The following is a 17,080-nucleotide window of genomic DNA, read 5'->3' on the forward strand; positions in this document are numbered from 1 at the left end:
ACAGCGAACCACAAGGGTGCGCGCAGTGCGGGGAACACGCCTCGCAATATCAAAAAGGCAGGTCTTGACCTGCCGCATTTGCGGTCAATTTGGGATCGCACAACAAGGGGCGAAAAGCCCCGGAACATTTGAGGCGCTTGTCGTGAGTAAGTCGAGCAGGACACTCCCGAAAGTGGCGGTATTGATGGGTGGCCCCTCGGCTGAGCGCGAGGTGTCTTTGTCCACTGGGCGTGAATGCGCCACCGCACTGCGGGACGAGGGATATCAGGTTACGGAACTGGACGCGGGTCCGGATCTTGCCGCGCGTTTGCAGGCGGATCGCCCCGATGTGGTCTTCAATGCGCTGCATGGCCGCTGGGGCGAGGATGGCTGCGTTCAGGGTCTGCTGGAATGGCTTGGCATCCCCTACACCCATTCCGGAGTGTTGGCTTCGGCGTTGGCGATGGACAAGCAGCGCGCCAAATCAATCTACCGCGCCGCTGGCCTGCCGGTTGTTGAGAGCGGGATCTATTCCAAAGCCGAGGTGATGGCGGGGCATGTGATGGCGTCGCCCTATGTGGTGAAGCCCAACAACGAAGGCTCCAGCGTCGGTGTCTATCTGGTGAATGAGGTGGCCAATGGCCCGCCGCAGCTGTCGCAGGATATGCCGGACGAGGTGATGGTCGAGAGCTTTGCCCCCGGGCGTGAGCTGACCACCACGGTGCTGGGTGACCGGCCATTGACGGTAACGGATATCCTGACCGACGGCTGGTATGACTACGACGCGAAATACAAACCCGGCGGTTCGCGGCATGTGTTGCCGGCAGATGTTCCCGAAGAGATTTTTGCGCTTTGCCTTGACTACGCGGTGAAGGCCCATGATGCGCTGGGGTGCCGGGGCATCAGCCGGACCGATTTCCGCTGGGACGAGTCGCGCGGAGCCGAGGGGTTGATCCTGCTGGAAACCAACACCCAGCCCGGCATGACCCCGACCTCTCTGACACCGGAGCAGGCGGAGCATAGCGGTATGACCTTCGGGCAGCTTTGTTCCTGGCTGGTTGAGGATGCGACATGTCCTCGTTGATCGACCGTTTCCGCAAACCCCGCGAGGGGCGCCCTGATCCGGCTCCATCGCGGCTGACCTATCGCATCCAGCGCTGGATGCTGACGCCGGGCATCCGCTTTGGTGTGCGGTTTGGCATTCCCTTCTGTCTGGTTTTTGTCGCTGGGGCCGCCTTTATGGCGGATGACGCGCGGCGCGACCGGTTGCAGGTGATGATCAGCGACCTGCAGGCGTCGATCGAGGAGCGGCCTGAATTCATGGTCAATGTGATGGCCATTGATGGGGCCGGGCGCAGCGTTGCCGAAGATATCCGCGAAGTGGTGCCGATTGATTTCCCCATCAGTTCCTTCGATCTGGATCTGACGCAGATCCGCGATGAGATCACCGGGCTGGACCCGGTGCAGACGGCGGATGTGCGGATCCGCCCCGGTGGTGTGCTTCAGGTCACGGTGGAAGAACGCCAGCCCGCTGTTGTCTGGCGCAGTCGCGAAGGGTTGGCGCTGCTGGATGCAAATGGGGTGCATGTGGCTGAGCTGGGCGCACGCAATATGCACCCGGACCTGCCGCTGGTGGCCGGGCGCAGTGCGGATGATGCCATTGTGGAAGCGCTACGGCTGTTTGCCGTGGCCAAGCCGTTGGGGCCGCGGATGCGCGGGTTGGTGCGCATTGGCGAGCGGCGCTGGGATCTGGTGCTGGACCGTGGTCAGCGGATCATGTTGCCGGCCGAAAACCCTGTACCCGCACTGGAGCGGGTGATTGCCGTCAGCGAAGTGCGTGACCTTCTGGAGCGCGACGTGGCGGCGGTGGACATGCGCCTGGCGGCGCGTCCGACCGTAAGAATGACCGAAAACGCCGTCGAGGACTGGTGGCGGATCCGACAGTTGAACGCAGGCGGGCTATGACATGACCGATCTTTACCAATCCCAGCGCGCCATGCGGCAGATGCGACGTCAGGCGATGCAGCGCGGTGTTGTGGCCATTCTGGATGTGGGCAGCTCCAAGATCGCCTGTCTGGTGCTGCGCTTTGACGGCACCGGGCGGCTGAGCGAGGACAATTCCATCGGCTCGCTGGCGGGGCAGTCGGGATTTCGGGTGATCGGCGCGGCCACCACCCGCTCCCGCGGGGTGCAGTTTGGCGAGATCACCGCCATGCAGGAAACCGAGCGCGCCATCCGCACCGCTGTTCAGGCGGCGCAGAAAATGGCTGAGGTGCGGGTGGATCACGTGATCGCCTGTTTCTCCGGGGCCAACCCGCGCTCCTACGGGTTGGATGCACAGGTCGATCTGGAAGGCCAGGTGGTGACCGAGAATGAAATCGCCCGCGTGCTGGCCGCCTGCGAGGTGCCGGAATATGGCGCCGGGCGCGAGGTGCTGCATGCCCAACCGGTGAACTTTGCGCTGGATAACCGCTCCGGTCTGAACGATCCGCGCGGTCAGATGGGGCAGACGCTGGCGGCGGATATGCACATGCTGACGGTGGATGCGCTGACGGTGCAGAACCTCGTGCGCTGTATCCAGCGCTGTGATCTGGAACTGGCGGGAATTGCCTCCTCTGCCTATGCCTCCGGCTTTGCCGCGCTGGTTGAGGATGAGCAGGAACTGGGGGCGGCCTGCATCGATATGGGCGGCGGCTCGACCTCGATTTCGGTCTTCATGAAGAAACATATGATTTATGCCGATGCGGTGCGTATGGGTGGCGATCACATCACCAGCGATATCTCCATGGGTCTGGGGGTTCCGACCGCCAATGCGGAGCGGATCAAGACCTTCCATGGCGGGGTGCATGCCACCGGCGCGGATGACCGCGAGATGATCGACATCCATGCCGACACCGGCGATTGGGAGCATGATCGCCGCACAGTCAGCCGGGCCGAGTTGATCGGCATCATGCGCCCGCGTGTTGAGGAGATCCTTGAAGAGGTACGAGCCCGACTGGATGCGGCTGGGTTTGACAGTCTGCCCAGCCAGCAGATCGTGCTGACCGGTGGGTCCAGCCAGATCATGGGTCTGGACGGGTTGGCGAGCCGCGTTCTGGGCCAGCAGGTGCGGCTTGGCCGGCCTTTGCGCGTCCACGGCCTGCCGCAATCGGCGACCGGTCCCGGCTTTGCCTCCGCTGTTGGTCTCAGCCTGTTTGCCGCCCATCCGCAGGATGAGTGGTGGGATTTTGAAATGCCGGTGGATCGCAACGCCAGCGGCACGTTGAAGCGGGCGGTGAAATGGTTCCGCGACAACTGGTGAGCGGTGGTGTCCGGCAGGGCTGACAAGGGCCTGTCGTCACCTCGGGACCTGTGGTTGCAGGGCTTTCATTAATCAAATGTTAACGAAAAACTTCGCTGGCAAGGTGGTTTCGCAGGTGACAGCGAAATCCCGCCGCGTTAATATTCCGATAACGACCGCATCATGCGGCGCATGTAGGCCGAGCAGTGGCCACCAGTATCAGTGACGAGATGTGCTTTCGAGGGCTTTGGTTTTCGGGGGCTGACGTCATGTTGTGGTGTGTTGCGTGGCTTTCCACAGCATTTGCCAGAATCGGCGAAATGTCGCGAAATTAGACAATACTATGTCTATATTTTGTGGAAAATAGCGCTTTTTTGGATGACGCGACTCGTGCTGCGCGGTAGGATTGTCGCAAAGATGGACAGGAATAGGCCCTTGCGGGAGGGCTGATAAACACAGGCGGAACGAGCATGACCTTGAACCTTTCGATGCCCGGCCAGGAAGAGCTGAAGCCCCGGATTACCGTGTTTGGCGTCGGCGGGGCAGGCGGCAATGCCGTCAACAACATGATCGACAAACAGCTGGATGGCGTGGACTTTGTCGTCGCCAACACCGACGCGCAGGCGCTGCAGCAAAGCGCCTCCAAGAGCCGCGTCCAGCTGGGCATCAAGGTGACCGAAGGTCTGGGTGCGGGTGCGCGCCCCTCGGTTGGGTCTGCTGCCGCTGAAGAAAGCATCGAACAGATCGTGGATCACCTCGCGGGGGCGCATATGTGCTTCATCACCGCAGGTATGGGTGGCGGCACCGGCACCGGTGCGGCGCCGATCATCGCGCAGGCCGCCCGTGAACTGGGTGTGCTGACCGTGGGTGTTGTCACTAAGCCGTTCCAGTTCGAAGGCAACAAGCGGATGCGTCAGGCCGAGGAGGGCGTCGAAGCCCTGCAAAAGGTCGTCGACACACTGATCATCATTCCGAACCAGAACCTGTTCCGTCTGGCCAATGAAAAAACCACCTTCACCGAGGCGTTCTCCATGGCGGATGACGTTCTTTATCAGGGTGTTAAGGGTGTGACTGACCTGATGGTCCGCCCCGGCCTTATCAACCTCGACTTTGCGGATGTGCGTGCCGTAATGGACGAGATGGGCAAGGCAATGATGGGCACCGGCGAGGCCGAGGGCGAAGATCGCGCGGTGCAGGCTGCCGAGAAAGCCATTGCCAACCCGCTTCTCGATGAAATCAGCCTCAAAGGTGCGAAGGGTGTTCTGATCAACATCACGGGCGCCCATGACCTGACCCTGTTTGAACTGGACGAAGCGGCCAACCGCATTCGCGAAGAGGTCGACCCGAACGCAAACATCATCGTTGGCTCCACCCTCGACACTGAGATGGAAGGCAAGATGCGCGTCTCCGTGGTTGCCACCGGTATTGATGCGGTTGACGTCCACTCCGACATTCCGGTGCCGCGGCGTCCGATGTCTGCACCGCTGAAACAGACCGTAAGCGTTGAAGAAACCCGCAGCGCCGCGCCGCTGGAGCTGAATACCCCGGTCGAGCAGCCCATCGCCGCCACCGCTGAGCCGGTTGCCGCTGCGCAGGAAGAGCCGTCGCTGTTCTCGGAATTCGATGACGGTCAGGCCGCTGCAGAGGGCCACTACGAAGAGGTTCTGGAAGACGCAGGCGAACAGCTGGGCGCCGATGGTCTGCCTGCGCCGGCCTATCAGGGCACGCCTGCGCCGGAATTCCAGCCACAAGCGGATGTGGCCAGCACTCAGGCCGAAAGCTTTGTCGCGCCGAAGGCACCTGCGCCCGGCACCCCGTCGCCTGAGGCGATCGTGCGTCTTCAGGCCGCCGCACAGCGTGCGCAGCCTCAGCAGCCGATGCAACAGCAGGTCCAGCAGCCGCATATGCAGCAGCGCCCCTCGATTGATGCGGTTCAGCCGCGTGCGCCGCAGCCTCAGCAGGTGCAGCAGCACCAGCCTCAGCAGCAGCCCGCTGCAGCAGGTCAGGAACAGCGCCGGTTTGGCCTCAACTCCCTGATCCACCGCATGACTGGCAGCGCCGCTGAAGGCCAGCCTGCCAAGCCGCAGCAGCCGACGCGCCAGCAGCCGCCGGTGCAGCAGTCCCCGGTTCAACAGGCGCCGATGCATCAGCCCCAAGTTGCGCATCAGGGCCAGCAGGCCGCCCCGGCTGCCCAGCCGCAGCGTCAGGCCAACCCGGAGCAGGAGCGGATCGAAATTCCGGCATTCCTGCGCCGTCAAGCCAACTGAACTGATCACATATAAGATGAGAAGGTCGCCATCTGGCGGCCTTTTTTCATTTTGTATCAGAGGTTTATTGCCGGTTGGGCAGTGTTTTGCCTATCTGTTACAGGGATGTTTCATTCCGTTACAAAGATTGAGTTGAGCCTGACGGAGTGACACCTTACCTCTGTTCCGCAACAAGGGCCAAGACTGCGGCCCTCCCATACGGAATGAGGCCAACGTGCAGAATACGCTTAAAGCATCAGTGACATTTGACGGGGTGGGCCTCCACTCCGGCAAACCTGTTCGCATGATCCTGAAGCCTGCTGCGGCAGGGCACGGCATCTGCTTCCGGCGCACTGACATTGCCTTGGGCAACACTCTGGTCCCCGCGCTTTGGGACCGGGTCGAGCGGACGCCGCTCTGCACACGTTTGGTTAATGCCTCCGGCGTTGCGGTTTCCACGGTAGAGCACATCATGGCCGCGCTGGCGGGCTGTGGCATCCACAATGCGATGATTGACATCGACGGTCCCGAAGTGCCGATCATGGATGGGTCTTCGGCCTATTTTGTTCGCGGCATCATGCAGACCGGCATTCAGCGTCTCGCTGCACCTGTCACCGCCTATCAGATCCTGAAGCAAGTGAGTGTCAGCCACGACGGCGCAACAGCGACCCTGTTGCCGAGCAATCGTCTGACCATCGAATTCCACATCGATTTTGCTGAGGCGGCGATTGGCCGTCAAAGCAAAACACTGGATCTGCGCAATGGCGCCTTCGCGCGTGAGCTTTGTGACAGCCGCACCTTCTGCCGTCGTGTTGACGTTGAAAGCATGCAGGCCAATGGTCTGGCGCTGGGGGGTGTTCCTGGCGAAAACGCGGTGGTGTTTGACGGTCCCGAAGTCCAAAGCGGTCTGGGCCTGCGCCACGCGGATGAACCGGTGCGCCACAAGATGCTGGATGCGCTTGGTGATCTGTCGCTGGCCGGTGGTCCTGTGTTTGGCCATTACATTGGCGACCGTGCCGGTCATTCACTGACCAACACGTTGCTGCGGGCCGTGTTTGCAACGCCCGGCGCCGTGCGTCAGGTGACCTGCGATACCGCGATGACAGCGCGCCTGCCCGGGCAGGGGCTGGTCTGGGCGGAGATCCCGACCGACGCGCGCCGCGTTGCGTAACTGAATTGAGGCTATCGGGCGGGAACGTCGGCTGGGGGGCCTGACGTTCAATCTGGGTTCCCCCGGCAAACGGGGCGCACCCGGCGCCAACCGGACCGCGCGCTGCAACGACAGCACTTCGGTCATTTTCGGACAGGGCGAAGCAGCAGGCGTGCCGGGCACAGGCTGCACCTCAGTCCGCTTTTATACAGGCCCATGCGTTGGCGCAGCCCGACCGGAGCAGCTTGCGCCGGGGGCACCGGGGGGAGATCTTCGAGCCGTTCTTAGGCACAGACCCTTGAGGGGCGGGGCGGTTCGAAGATCACACCGGCACACGCGGCCGATGGCGGGCATGACATGCGGCTGTGCCGGGTCCGTTTCACCTGATTTTGACCGAGTAACAGGCCTTTGTTTTGCCGTGTCTTACTGCGACAGGGCAGGGGTCGGAGTGCTTCATACCCTTGACCCCGCCGCGCTTTCTCTGCCAAGTGGGCTGGAAATCGGTTAAAGACGTTTTGTGCGTCAATTGAATGTGCTAGACCGGGCAGAACCGGGGTTCACACCCGTAAGTAAATGACGGTGAGGTTAGGCGGACATGATCGGCATGGGGGCGGCAGCCAAAACCATCGGCGCGGTTCTACTCGTAGCTGCGCTTTCGGGATGCGGCGGAGATGGGGGCGCGGCCAAGAGTTCGCAACCGCTTGAAGGCTTTACGCCGGAGCAGATCTACGAACGTGGTGAGTTCGAGATGGAGCGCAACCGGACCGAGGATGCGGCCTTCTATTTCTCCGAGATTGAACGTCTCTACCCCTATTCGTCCTGGGCCAAACAGGCCCTGATCATGCAGGCCTACGCCTACCATCTGGGCCGGGACTATGAGGACAGCCGCGCCGCTGCGCAGCGCTATATCGACTTCTACCCGACCGAAGAAGACGCCGCTTATGCGCAGTATCTGCTGGCGCTGAGCTACTATGACCAGATCGACGAAGTGGGCCGCGATCAGGGGCTGACCTTTCAGGCGCTGCAATCGCTGCGCACTGTGATCGAAGTCTATCCCGACAGTGAATATGCAAGTTCAGCGATCCTGAAATTCGACCTCGCCTTTGACCATCTGGCGGGCAAAGAGATGGAGATCGGTCGCTACTACCTGCGCAAGGGGCATTACACCTCGGCGGTGAACCGGTTCCGCGTCGTGGTCGAGGATTTCCAGACCACCACCCATACCGCAGAGGCGCTGCACCGCTTGGTTGAGGCCTATCTGTCGCTGGGGCTGGTAAATGAGGCGCAGACCGCCGGTGCCATCCTGGGCCATAACTATCAATCGACCGAATGGTATGAGGACAGCTTCAAGCTGTTGACAGACAACGGGCTGAAAATGCGCGATGTCGGCAACAACTGGTTGAGCCAGATCTACCGTCAGTCCATCAAGGGGCAGTGGCTGTAATCGCCACGTCCGCAATGGGGCCGGGCCATGCTGCGCGCGCTTGATATCCGCGATATTCTGATTATCGACCATCTTGAGCTGAATTTTCAGCCGGGATTGAACGTGCTGACCGGGGAAACCGGCGCCGGTAAGTCCATCCTGCTGGATTCGCTTGGGTTTGTTCTGGGCTGGCGCGGGCGGGCCGAACTGGTGCGGCAGGGCGCCAAACAGGGCGAGGTTCTGGCAGAGTTCGACCTGACCCCGGACCATCCTGCCCATGCGGTGCTGGCGGAGGCCGGGTTGCCCGGTGGCGACACGCTGTTGTTGCGCCGGGTGAACACCGCTGAGGGGCGCAAGACCGCCTGGGTCAACGACCGGCGCTGTTCCGGTGAGGTGCTCAGGGCACTGTCCGACACATTGCTGGAGCTGCATGGCCAACATGACGACCGGGGGTTGCTGAACCCGCGCGGCCATCGCGCCATGCTGGATGAATTTGCGGGGCTGGGCGACATGTTGGCCACCGTGCGCGATCGCTGGGCAACGGCCAGCCGGGCACGAAAGGCTGTCGAGGAAACCCGTGTCGCGCTGGAGGCCATCCGCGCTGAGGAAGATTTTCTGCGTCATGCAGTGGCGGAGCTGGATGCGCTCGACCCGCAACCCGGCGAGGACGCAGCACTGGATCAGCGCCGCCGTGAGATGCAGTCTGCCGAACGTATTCGCGGTGATATCCAGCGCGCACAGGGCATTCTGGCAGATGGCGCCGAGGCGGCACTGGGCGATGCGCAGCGGTGGCTGGAAGGGGTCTCGGATCAGGCGAAAAATGCGCTGGATGCGCCAATTGCCGCGTTGCTCAGGGCGATGATTGAACTGGGCGAGGCGCAGGACGGTGTTGCCCGGGTGCTGGACGGGCTGGATTTCAACCCCGGTGAGCTGGAGGAGAGCGAAGAGCGCCTCTTTGCGATCCGGGCGCTGGCGCGCAAGCATGATGTGCTGCCGGATGATCTGGGTGGCTATGCCGAGACGCTGCGCCGGAAACTGGCGGCGGTTGACGCCGGTGATCAGGATCTGGCCAATCAGGAAGCCGCATTGGCCGAGGCTGAGGCCGCCTATGCAGGCGCTGCTGCGCAACTGTCAGCCGCGCGCCGCGAGACAGCTGCTGCGCTGGATACCGCAGTGATGGCGGAGCTGGCGCCGCTGAAGATGGAGCGGGCAGTGTTTGAAACACGGCTCATCGATGCGGAGCCGGGGCCGGAGGGCAAGGACGCCGTTGCCTTTACCGTGGCGACCAATCCGGGCGCGCCTGCGGGGCCACTGAACAAGATCGCCTCGGGCGGTGAGTTGAGCCGCTTCCTGTTGGCCCTGAAGGTGTGTCTGCGTGGTGAGACTGGCAATCAGACGATGATATTCGATGAGATCGACCGCGGTGTTGGCGGTGCCACCGCTGATGCTGTAGGGCGGCGGCTGAAATCGCTGGCTGAGGGCAGTCAGGTTCTGGTGGTGACCCATTCGCCGCAGGTCGCAGCGCAAGGTGCGCATCACTGGCGCGTGCAGAAACAGGTGATTGACGGGCAGACCCTGTCGCAGGTGGTGCCTCTGGATGAGGGCGAGCGCGTCGATGAGCTGGCGCGGATGGTTTCTGGTGATACAATCACCCCAGAGGCCCGCGCCGCTGCCAAGGCGCTGCTGGCGGGCTGATGTAAAACTGTCGCTCTGGCGGCCGTAAGCGGTTGAGTTTTCACGATGGTTTAACCACCCTGTCGATAGTCTGCCGCGAAAGAGACAAGAACGACACCGGGACAATCGGGTTCATGCCACAGACCATTCGCTCCGTTATTTCTGCCCAGTTCACTCAGGGCGTTGCCGGAGCGCGGGATGTCTGGCGGGTGTTGCGTCACCGGGGGCCAAGTCAGATTCAGTTCTGGTTCATTGCTCTGCTGATCGGGATTGCCGCTGGATTTGCCGCGCTGTTCTTCCGCAAGGGGATCACGGCATTTCAGGCCTGGGTCTACGGCACCGAGGACGTGAATTTTCTGCATAGTTTCGCTCAGGGCATGCCATGGTACTGGCTGGTGGCGATTCCGACGGTGGGCGGTCTGGTGGTGGGGGTGATCCTGCACCGGTTCACCCCTGACGCCCGCGTCCGCTCCGTTGCGGATGTGATCGAGGGGGCCGCACTGGGGGATGGCCGGGTTGAAATGCGCGCCGGGCTGGCGTCGGCCTGTGCGTCTTTCATCACGCTGAGCACGGGCGGGTCTACAGGGCGAGAAGGACCGGTGGTGCATATGGCCGGGGTGATCTCGACCTGGGTCAGCAACCGCATTCAGGCTGATGGGATCACCGGGCGGGATCTTCTGGGCTGCGCGGTGGCGGCGGCGGTCTCAGCCAGTTTCAACGCGCCCATCGCCGGAGCGCTGTTTGCGCTGGAGGTGGTGTTGAGGCATTTCGCGGTGCATGCCTTTGCGCCGATTGTGATTGCTTCGGTCGCCGGGACAGTGATCAACCGACTGGAATACGGTGATGTGACCGAATTCGATCTGATCACGCCGGGGGCGCTGCAGTTCTATGTCGAATTGCCGGCGTTTCTGATGCTTGGGCTGATCTGCGGGCTGGTGGCGGTGGTGCTGATGCGGTCGATCTTCTTTGCGGAGCAGATCGGCAATGCGCTGCAGGACCGGCTACAGCTGCCACGCTGGCTGCGCCCGGCGGCCTCTGGTCTACTGCTGGGGGTGATTGCGGTCTGGTTTCCCCATATTATCGGTGTCGGCTATGAGACCACGGTGCTGGCGCTGACAGGCGCGTTGGTGCTGCATCAGACAATCCTCTTTGCGATGGTCAAAACCGCGGCTGTGGCGATCACCATGGGCGGGCGCATGGGGGGTGGGGTGTTTTCTCCCTCGCTGATGGTCGGTGCGCTGACCGGATTGGCCTTTGGGCTGATTGCAACGGCGGTGCTGCCGGATGTCTCGGGGACACATACGCTTTATGCCTTTGCCGGAATGGGGGCCGTGGCCGCTGCTGTTCTGGGGGCACCGATTTCAACCACGCTGATCGTGTTTGAGCTGACCGGCGACTGGCAGATCGGGTTGGCGGTAATGGTTGCGGTGTCGATGTCCACGGCGCTGGCTTCGCGCATTGTGGATCGGTCGTTCTTTCTCACACAGCTGGAGCGGCGCAATATCCACTGTGCGGCAGGCCCGCAGGCCTATCTGCTGTCGATGCTGCGTGCGGGCGCGGTGATGCGGCCGATGGGAGATCCTCGCTGTGCCAGCGCCGAAGATTGCGCGGCGCTGATTGAACAGGGGTTGTCGATCCGTGCTTCTGCTTCGCTGGAGGCGGCGATGCCGATCTTTGATCGGGCGGAGCTGGCGTATCTCCCGGTTCTGGCGGAAGCGGAGGGTGGCGATAATCCGCCGAATCTCATCGGGGCCCTTTACCACATTGATTCGCTCAAGGCTTACAACCGCGCATTGGCCGCAGCGGCTGCCGAAGAGCATAGCTGACGGCTGAAGACTGCGGCAACTCAGCGCCGGTTTGCGACATTTCCGACAATGGAGTCGCTCAAAGACATGTTTACCCGCAAAAGACGATCTCGAATATGTGATATTTCTGAAACGGGTGTTCGCTTTTTTCCTTAAGTAATTTTAACCTTTGTCGGCGGAGCCACTTAATTATGGTTAACATAACGATAATGGTGATCATTCTTCGGAAGTGAAAACATGCAACACAATAAAATCAGCCCGACAGAGGCTGAACACGTGGCGAAGGCAGTAGAGCAGGAAAACGAGCGCGCTTCTTATGAGGCGTTGATCGACTATGTTGTTCAAAGCGCACGGGATGCGCAGATGTTCTGCACAGGTGAATCTGTAGAGGCGGCGCGCGAGCATCTGTGCCAAACGATCCTCAGCTGACCGTCACGGTGTTTCAGTCGGCCTATATTGGTGTGTTAATTGGTATTGTTTCTATTTCTCCAGATCCGCTTCAAAGGATCTCATAAATGGCCTTGGTAATGCGCAGTATATAACGATCAAATTGATCGTTATACGTGCGCTTTGCTTTGGAGGGCTTTGTAGATGTGTTTGGCCCGTGCCTGCACTGCCTGTGGTTCTGGGTCGTTTTTCGACCAAACTTGCGCTGTGCCGTCCTGAGGTTCCCTGATCTGTCATGGTCTGACAAAGACCCGGAGTCCCCTGGTGTGTGAGGCTCCTGACCGCCCGTAGATCTGGGCGAAAGCTTGCTTATCCATAAATAAGGCGCCCCGATATGGGACGCCTCGGAAGTGTAGCCAGCGTATTCTTGCCGATGAGTTTCTGACCTCAGATCTGTTCGACCTTTACCGACTCGCCGGTGACAAAGGCGAGGTGGTCCTTGATCTCGGCGACGGCGTCGAGCGGAGCTTCATAGCTCCAGACGGCGTTTTCGGTCACCGAGGATTTGTTCACGATGGAATAGTAGCTGGCGTCGCCCTTGCCTGCGCAATGGCTGGTCTTGTCACTGCGGTCCAGGAAGGCGGTTGCGATGTCGCCGCGAGGAAAATAGATGACGGGCGCCAGATCGCCCTCGCTCAGCTCAAGCGCGTTGCTGCTCTCGCCAAGCACTGCGCCACCGGAGCGCACCACCCAGGTGCCTGCTGCCTTGCGAATTTGGATCTTTGTCATGGTCTTTTCCTTCACGTCGTTCGTCACGGATCAATATCGTCTTTGGTTGTAACACTGCGGTATCACAGCGGTGCCGTAGCGGCATCCAGCCAGCGTCGCGCCTCGGCTGTTACGTTGGGTCCAATCTTGTCGGCCACAGCCGCATGATAGGTGTTCAACCAGTCCCGCTCTGCCGTTGTGAGCATGTCTGCGACGATCAGTCGCCGGTCCAGCGGGGCGTAGGTCAGGGTGCGCCAGCTCAGCATCTCACGGTCTGCGTCAGCACTGTCCAGCTCAGGCGCTGGTTCTACCACCAACAGGTTTTCAATGCGAATACCAAAAGCGCCTTCGCGGTAATATCCCGGCTCATTTGAGAGGATCATGCCGGGGTCCAAGGGAACGGTGCCAGCGCGGCTGAGCCGCTGGGGGCCTTCGTGGACACTGAGGAAGGCACCGACCCCATGGCCAAGCCCGTGGTTGAAGTCCTGCCCGGCGAGCCAGAGCGGCATTCGGCCCACCGCCTCGATGTCACGACCGGCAAGCCCTTTGGGCCAGCGCAGCCGGGACATGGCAATCATGCCCTGAAGGACGCGGGTATAGGCATCCCGGGCGTCCTGCGGTGGGGTGCCGATGGCGAGGGTGCGGGTGATGTCGGTGGTGCCGTCCAGATATTGCCCGCCGCTGTCCAGCACCAGAAGGTGGCCGTCGTTCAGCGTGGCATTGCTGTCCTCGCTGACGCGGTAGTGAATGATTGCGCCGTTGGGGCCGGTGCCGGATATGGTCTCAAAGCTGATGTCGCGCAGTTTGGGGTCCTTGCGGCGCTCCGCTTCGAGGTGTTTGACCACGTCGATTTCGGTGACCGTACCGGCGGGCTGCGCATCGAGCCAGGCGAGGGTTTCGACCACCGCCGCCCCATCGCGCAGATGAGCGGCGGCGCTGCCCTCGACCTCGGCGGCGCATTTGCGGGCCTTGGGCAAGGCGCAGGGATCACCGGCTGCGACCAGCGCATCGCCGAGCTGATCGGCGACGATCTGGGGCAGGGTGGTCAGGTCAGCGGCGACGGCGGCATTCCGGGCCTGAGCCAGATCCGCCACCGCCGGGAGGAAGGCCTCGGGCGCCTGCACGGACACATCCGGGCCGAGATGTGCGGTGACGTCAGTCAGTTTCTCCGCGGCCATGAACAGATCCACACGCGCGTCGGCGTGCAGAATGGCAAAGCCGTGGGCAACCGGGTTGTGGGCGATATCGCTGCCACGGATGTTCAACAGCCACATGATGCTGTCAGGCAGGGTGATCACCGCCGCGCTCTGACCCGCGTTGCGCAACCCCTCGGCCAGAGAGCTGATCTTGGCGGCGGCGGTTGTGCCTGCGTAGTCAACAGGATGGGCGATGACGGGTTGCATGGGCGGGGCGGGCTGATCGGGCCAGATGCGGTCCACCAGATTGTCGCATTGGACGAAGTCAAAACCATGGTCGCCCAGTGAGGCTGTCAGCGCCTGGATCTGGCTCGCGGAATGCAGCCAGGCGTCATAGCCGATGCGTCCGCCCTCTGGCAGCTGTTCTTTCAGCCAGTCGGCGAGCTGCACCTCCGGCCAATGGACCGGGGTGTAGACCTCTGCCACCTGCTGTTTCACCTGCGTGCGATAACGCCCGTCGATGAAGACGCCTGCGATGTCGCGCAACACGGCGCAGAAACCGGCCGAACCGGTGAAGCCAGTGAGCCAGGCCAGCCGCTCATCGCCGGGGGCAACATACTCGCCCTGATGGGCATCGGCGCGGGGCACCAGAAAGCCGTCCAGCGCCTCCTTTTGCATCTCCGCGCGCAGCGCGTTGAGCCGGGGCGGGCCTTGGTCCGGGCGGGTCGCTACGTCAAAGGTCTGGAACATCGGCTCCCTCCATCTGTTTCGGGTGGTCCGCGACGGTCGGTCAGAGCGCAGCGACCGGCCCTTCTGGGAGGGTGTTGCGCGACGTCGGCAGGAACAAGGAAATGACGCGGCAGTCATGGCGCGCTCTGTCGCGAACACTTGTTCCAAATCCGGCGGCTTCCCGCAACCCCTGTAACACAAAGCCCCGCACCGAAGCGGCGCGAGGCTTTGACCAGAGCAGTGCGGCTGAGGTGCTCAGCTGGCGCGTTTGATGCCCATGACGCGGGCACGGGCGCGCGGATCACTGTCAAACAGCGCGGCGAGCTGTTCTGTCATGGCACCTGCCAGCTGTTCAACATCGGTGATGGTGACGGCGCGGTCATAGTAGCGGGTCACGTCATGGCCGATGCCGATGGCCAGCAGTTCGACCTGTTTGCGCCGCTCCACCATGGCGATTACATCGCGCAGGTGTTTTTCCAAGTAGTTGGCCGGGTTCACCGACAGGGTGCTGTCATCCACCGGTGCGCCATCGGAAATCACCATCAGGATTTTGCGCGCCTCTTGCCGCGCGATCATACGGCGGTGCGCCCATTCCAGTGCCTCACCGTCGATGTTTTCCTTCAGGAGGCCCTCTTTCATCATCAGGCCGAGGTTGTCACGGGTCCGGCGCATCGGCGCATCGGCGCCTTTGTAGATGATGTGGCGTAGGTCGTTGAGGCGGCCGGGCAATTGCGGACGACCCTCATTGAGCCAGGCCTCGCGGGCCAGGCCACCTTTCCAGGCGCGGGTGGTAAAGCCGAGGATTTCGACCTTCACGTTGCAGCGTTCCAGGGTGCGGGCCAGAACATCGGCGCAGATCGCGGCGATGGAGATCGGGCGCCCCCGCATGGAGCCGGAGTTATCGAGGAGCAATGTCACCACGGTGTCGCGGAATTCGGTGTCTTTCTCGCGTTTGAACGACAAGGGCGTGGTGGGGTTGGCGACCACACGGGCCAGACGACCGGCATCCAGAATGCCCTCTTCCAGATCAAACTCCCAGGAGCGGTTCTGCTGCGCCTGAAGGCGGCGCTGCAATTTATTGGCCAGCCGTGACACAGCGCCTTTCAGCGGTTCCAGCTGTTGGTCGAGATAGGCACGAAGACGTTCCAGCTCGGCAGGTTCGGCGAGGTCCTCGGCGGCGATTTCCTCGTCATGGGCATCGTTGAACACCTTATAGTCGGGATCCGCCTCCGACACAGCTGGCGGCGGGGGTGGGTCCAGCGGTGCCTCACCATCGGGCATTTCGGTGTCTTCGGCGAATTCATCATCCGCCATTTCATCCATGGAGACCTGCGCCTGACTCTCGTCCTGCTGCTGTTCCTGAGCCTGCTCGGGATTGGCGTCGGCTTCTTCTTCGTCGGAATCGTCCTGACCGTTGCTGTCGGGGTCCTGCTGCTCCTCAGCGTCCTCTTCAGCGTCGTTTTCCTGCTCATCGTCGAGCTGGTCCGGATCCTCACCCAGCTGATCGCCATAGCCCAGATCGGTGATCACCTGCCGCGCGAATTTGGCAAAGGTCGCCTGATCCTCGATAGTGTCGTCAAGGTTCGCCAGTGTTTCACCGGCCTGTTGTTCAATGAACCCGCGCCAGAGTTCCATGACATTGGCAGCAGCTTCGGGCATGGGGCGGCCAGTGGCCAGATGGCGGATCAGATAGCCGGCCGAGACCGCCAACGGCGCCTCGGTTGCGGATTTGATCTGGTCATAGCCCTTGCGCAGGGCCTCGTTCTGGATCTTCACATCAATATTGGAGGCGGTGCCGGGCATGTGCCGCGCGCCCATCGCCTCGCAGCGGGCGGACTCCAGCGCCTCATAGAGGTCCCGCGCCATATCGCCGGGTGGGGCGTAGCGGGCATGGGTGGCGGCGTCGTGGAATTTGTGGCGCAGCGCCAGCGCATCGGCGGTGCCACGGGCCAGCAGCACTTCCTCCCGGCTCATCCGGCGGGAGACCTGCGGCAGCCGCATGCTGTCCCCGGACATTCCAGCCGGGTCAACGGAATAGGACACGCTCAATTCCGGGTCGTCGGCCATCACCTTGGTGGCTTCGGCCAGCGCCTTCTTGAACGGATCGGCGGGGTTATCGTTGGGCTTTTTCATGCTTCAAGCTTTCTTAAGCTTCCAGAATAGTAGTCCCACCCTTCAGTTTGCAGCTTGCCGTTGCAATGTTCGAGTGAGGCCTTCGCGTCGGCCTGTCGTTTGTTGAATTCGACCCAGCCCCAAGCTGAAAAGCCTGCTTGAAATAGTCCAAGAGCTATTAGCAACGCAGGCCGTTCAAAGCCAACTAGCACGGCGACGCTTACCAAACCAATGAAAGCCGCAAACAAACACAAGTGGGCGACTTCTTGTCTGCCTAAAAAAAATCCACCCATCTGGCGTTCGATCATAAACATCTGGTACGCTTTCTTCCGCACCTCCAACGGGATGTTGTCATCGAGCAACCATTCTGGAATGGTCTTTGTAGGCATGG

General features: G+C 61.7%; 13 protein-coding genes. 9 read left to right on the forward strand and 4 right to left on the reverse strand.

The annotated features are described in order from the left end of the window. The first annotated feature begins 142 nt into the window (after window positions 1-142). The 9 genes from D1820_RS00595 to D1820_RS00635 all read left to right on the forward strand — a co-directional run bounded on the left by D1820_RS00595 (window position 143) and on the right by D1820_RS00635 (window position 11,986). On the forward strand, window positions 143-1,063 hold the full coding sequence (locus D1820_RS00595) for a D-alanine--D-alanine ligase (protein WP_118069941.1): 921 nt from the start codon (window positions 143-145) through the stop codon (window positions 1,061-1,063). Next, on the forward strand, window positions 1,051-1,944 hold the full coding sequence (locus D1820_RS00600; RefSeq protein WP_118067529.1) for a cell division protein FtsQ/DivIB: 894 nt from the start codon (window positions 1,051-1,053) through the stop codon (window positions 1,942-1,944). Before D1820_RS00595 ends, D1820_RS00600 begins: the two co-directional genes overlap by 13 nt. Window position 1,945: 1 nt before the next feature. Then, the gene (gene ftsA, locus D1820_RS00605; protein WP_014874087.1) at window positions 1,946-3,280 is read left to right on the forward strand and encodes a cell division protein FtsA; all 1,335 of its coding nucleotides are present in this window, start codon (window positions 1,946-1,948) and stop codon (window positions 3,278-3,280) included. Between the two features lie 449 nt (window positions 3,281-3,729). Beyond that, the gene (gene ftsZ, locus D1820_RS00610; RefSeq protein ID WP_118067530.1) at window positions 3,730-5,526 is read left to right on the forward strand and encodes a cell division protein FtsZ; all 1,797 of its coding nucleotides are present in this window, start codon (window positions 3,730-3,732) and stop codon (window positions 5,524-5,526) included. Window positions 5,527-5,740: 214 nt separating this feature from the next. Further along, complete coding sequence (gene lpxC / locus D1820_RS00615) at window positions 5,741-6,676, forward strand: UDP-3-O-acyl-N-acetylglucosamine deacetylase (protein WP_118067531.1); 936 nt, start codon at window positions 5,741-5,743, stop codon at window positions 6,674-6,676. A gap of 574 nt (window positions 6,677-7,250) precedes the next feature. After that, window positions 7,251-8,099 (forward strand): outer membrane protein assembly factor BamD, encoded by an 849-nt coding sequence (locus tag D1820_RS00620; protein ID WP_024097905.1) that lies wholly within the window; start codon window positions 7,251-7,253, stop codon window positions 8,097-8,099. Between the two features lie 27 nt (window positions 8,100-8,126). Next, window positions 8,127-9,773, forward strand: coding sequence for a DNA repair protein RecN (gene recN / locus D1820_RS00625; RefSeq protein ID WP_118067532.1), 1,647 nt, complete (start codon window positions 8,127-8,129; stop codon window positions 9,771-9,773). 113 nt (window positions 9,774-9,886) lie between these two features. Next, a complete protein-coding gene (locus tag D1820_RS00630; protein WP_027247678.1) occupies window positions 9,887-11,578 on the forward strand; it encodes a chloride channel protein in 1,692 nt (563 codons plus the stop codon). A gap of 216 nt (window positions 11,579-11,794) precedes the next feature. After that, window positions 11,795-11,986 (forward strand): hypothetical protein, encoded by a 192-nt coding sequence (locus tag D1820_RS00635; RefSeq protein ID WP_014879533.1) that lies wholly within the window; start codon window positions 11,795-11,797, stop codon window positions 11,984-11,986. A gap of 405 nt (window positions 11,987-12,391) precedes the next feature. On the opposite strand, the gene D1820_RS00640 is transcribed toward D1820_RS00635, so the two are convergent. The 4 genes from D1820_RS00640 to D1820_RS00655 all read right to left on the reverse strand — a co-directional run bounded on the left by D1820_RS00640 (window position 12,392) and on the right by D1820_RS00655 (window position 17,078). Then, window positions 12,392-12,733, reverse strand: coding sequence for a DUF427 domain-containing protein (locus D1820_RS00640; RefSeq protein WP_014874093.1), 342 nt, complete (start codon window positions 12,731-12,733; stop codon window positions 12,392-12,394). Between the two features lie 62 nt (window positions 12,734-12,795). Next, window positions 12,796-14,598, reverse strand: coding sequence for an aminopeptidase P family protein (locus D1820_RS00645; RefSeq protein ID WP_118067533.1), 1,803 nt, complete (start codon window positions 14,596-14,598; stop codon window positions 12,796-12,798). 234 nt (window positions 14,599-14,832) lie between these two features. Then, window positions 14,833-16,710 carry a cobaltochelatase subunit CobT gene (cobT, locus tag D1820_RS00650; RefSeq protein WP_118067534.1) on the reverse strand — a complete coding sequence of 626 codons (1,878 nt, stop codon included), beginning with the start codon at window positions 16,708-16,710 and terminating at the stop codon, window positions 14,833-14,835. Beyond that, window positions 16,707-17,078, reverse strand: coding sequence for a hypothetical protein (locus D1820_RS00655; protein ID WP_118067535.1), 372 nt, complete (start codon window positions 17,076-17,078; stop codon window positions 16,707-16,709). The genes cobT and D1820_RS00655 overlap by 4 nt, the downstream gene beginning before the upstream one ends. Window positions 17,079-17,080: the final 2 nt, after the last annotated feature.

The organism is Phaeobacter sp. LSS9 (genome assembly GCF_003443595.1).
Lineage (GTDB): Bacteria > Pseudomonadota > Alphaproteobacteria > Rhodobacterales > Rhodobacteraceae > Phaeobacter > Phaeobacter piscinae.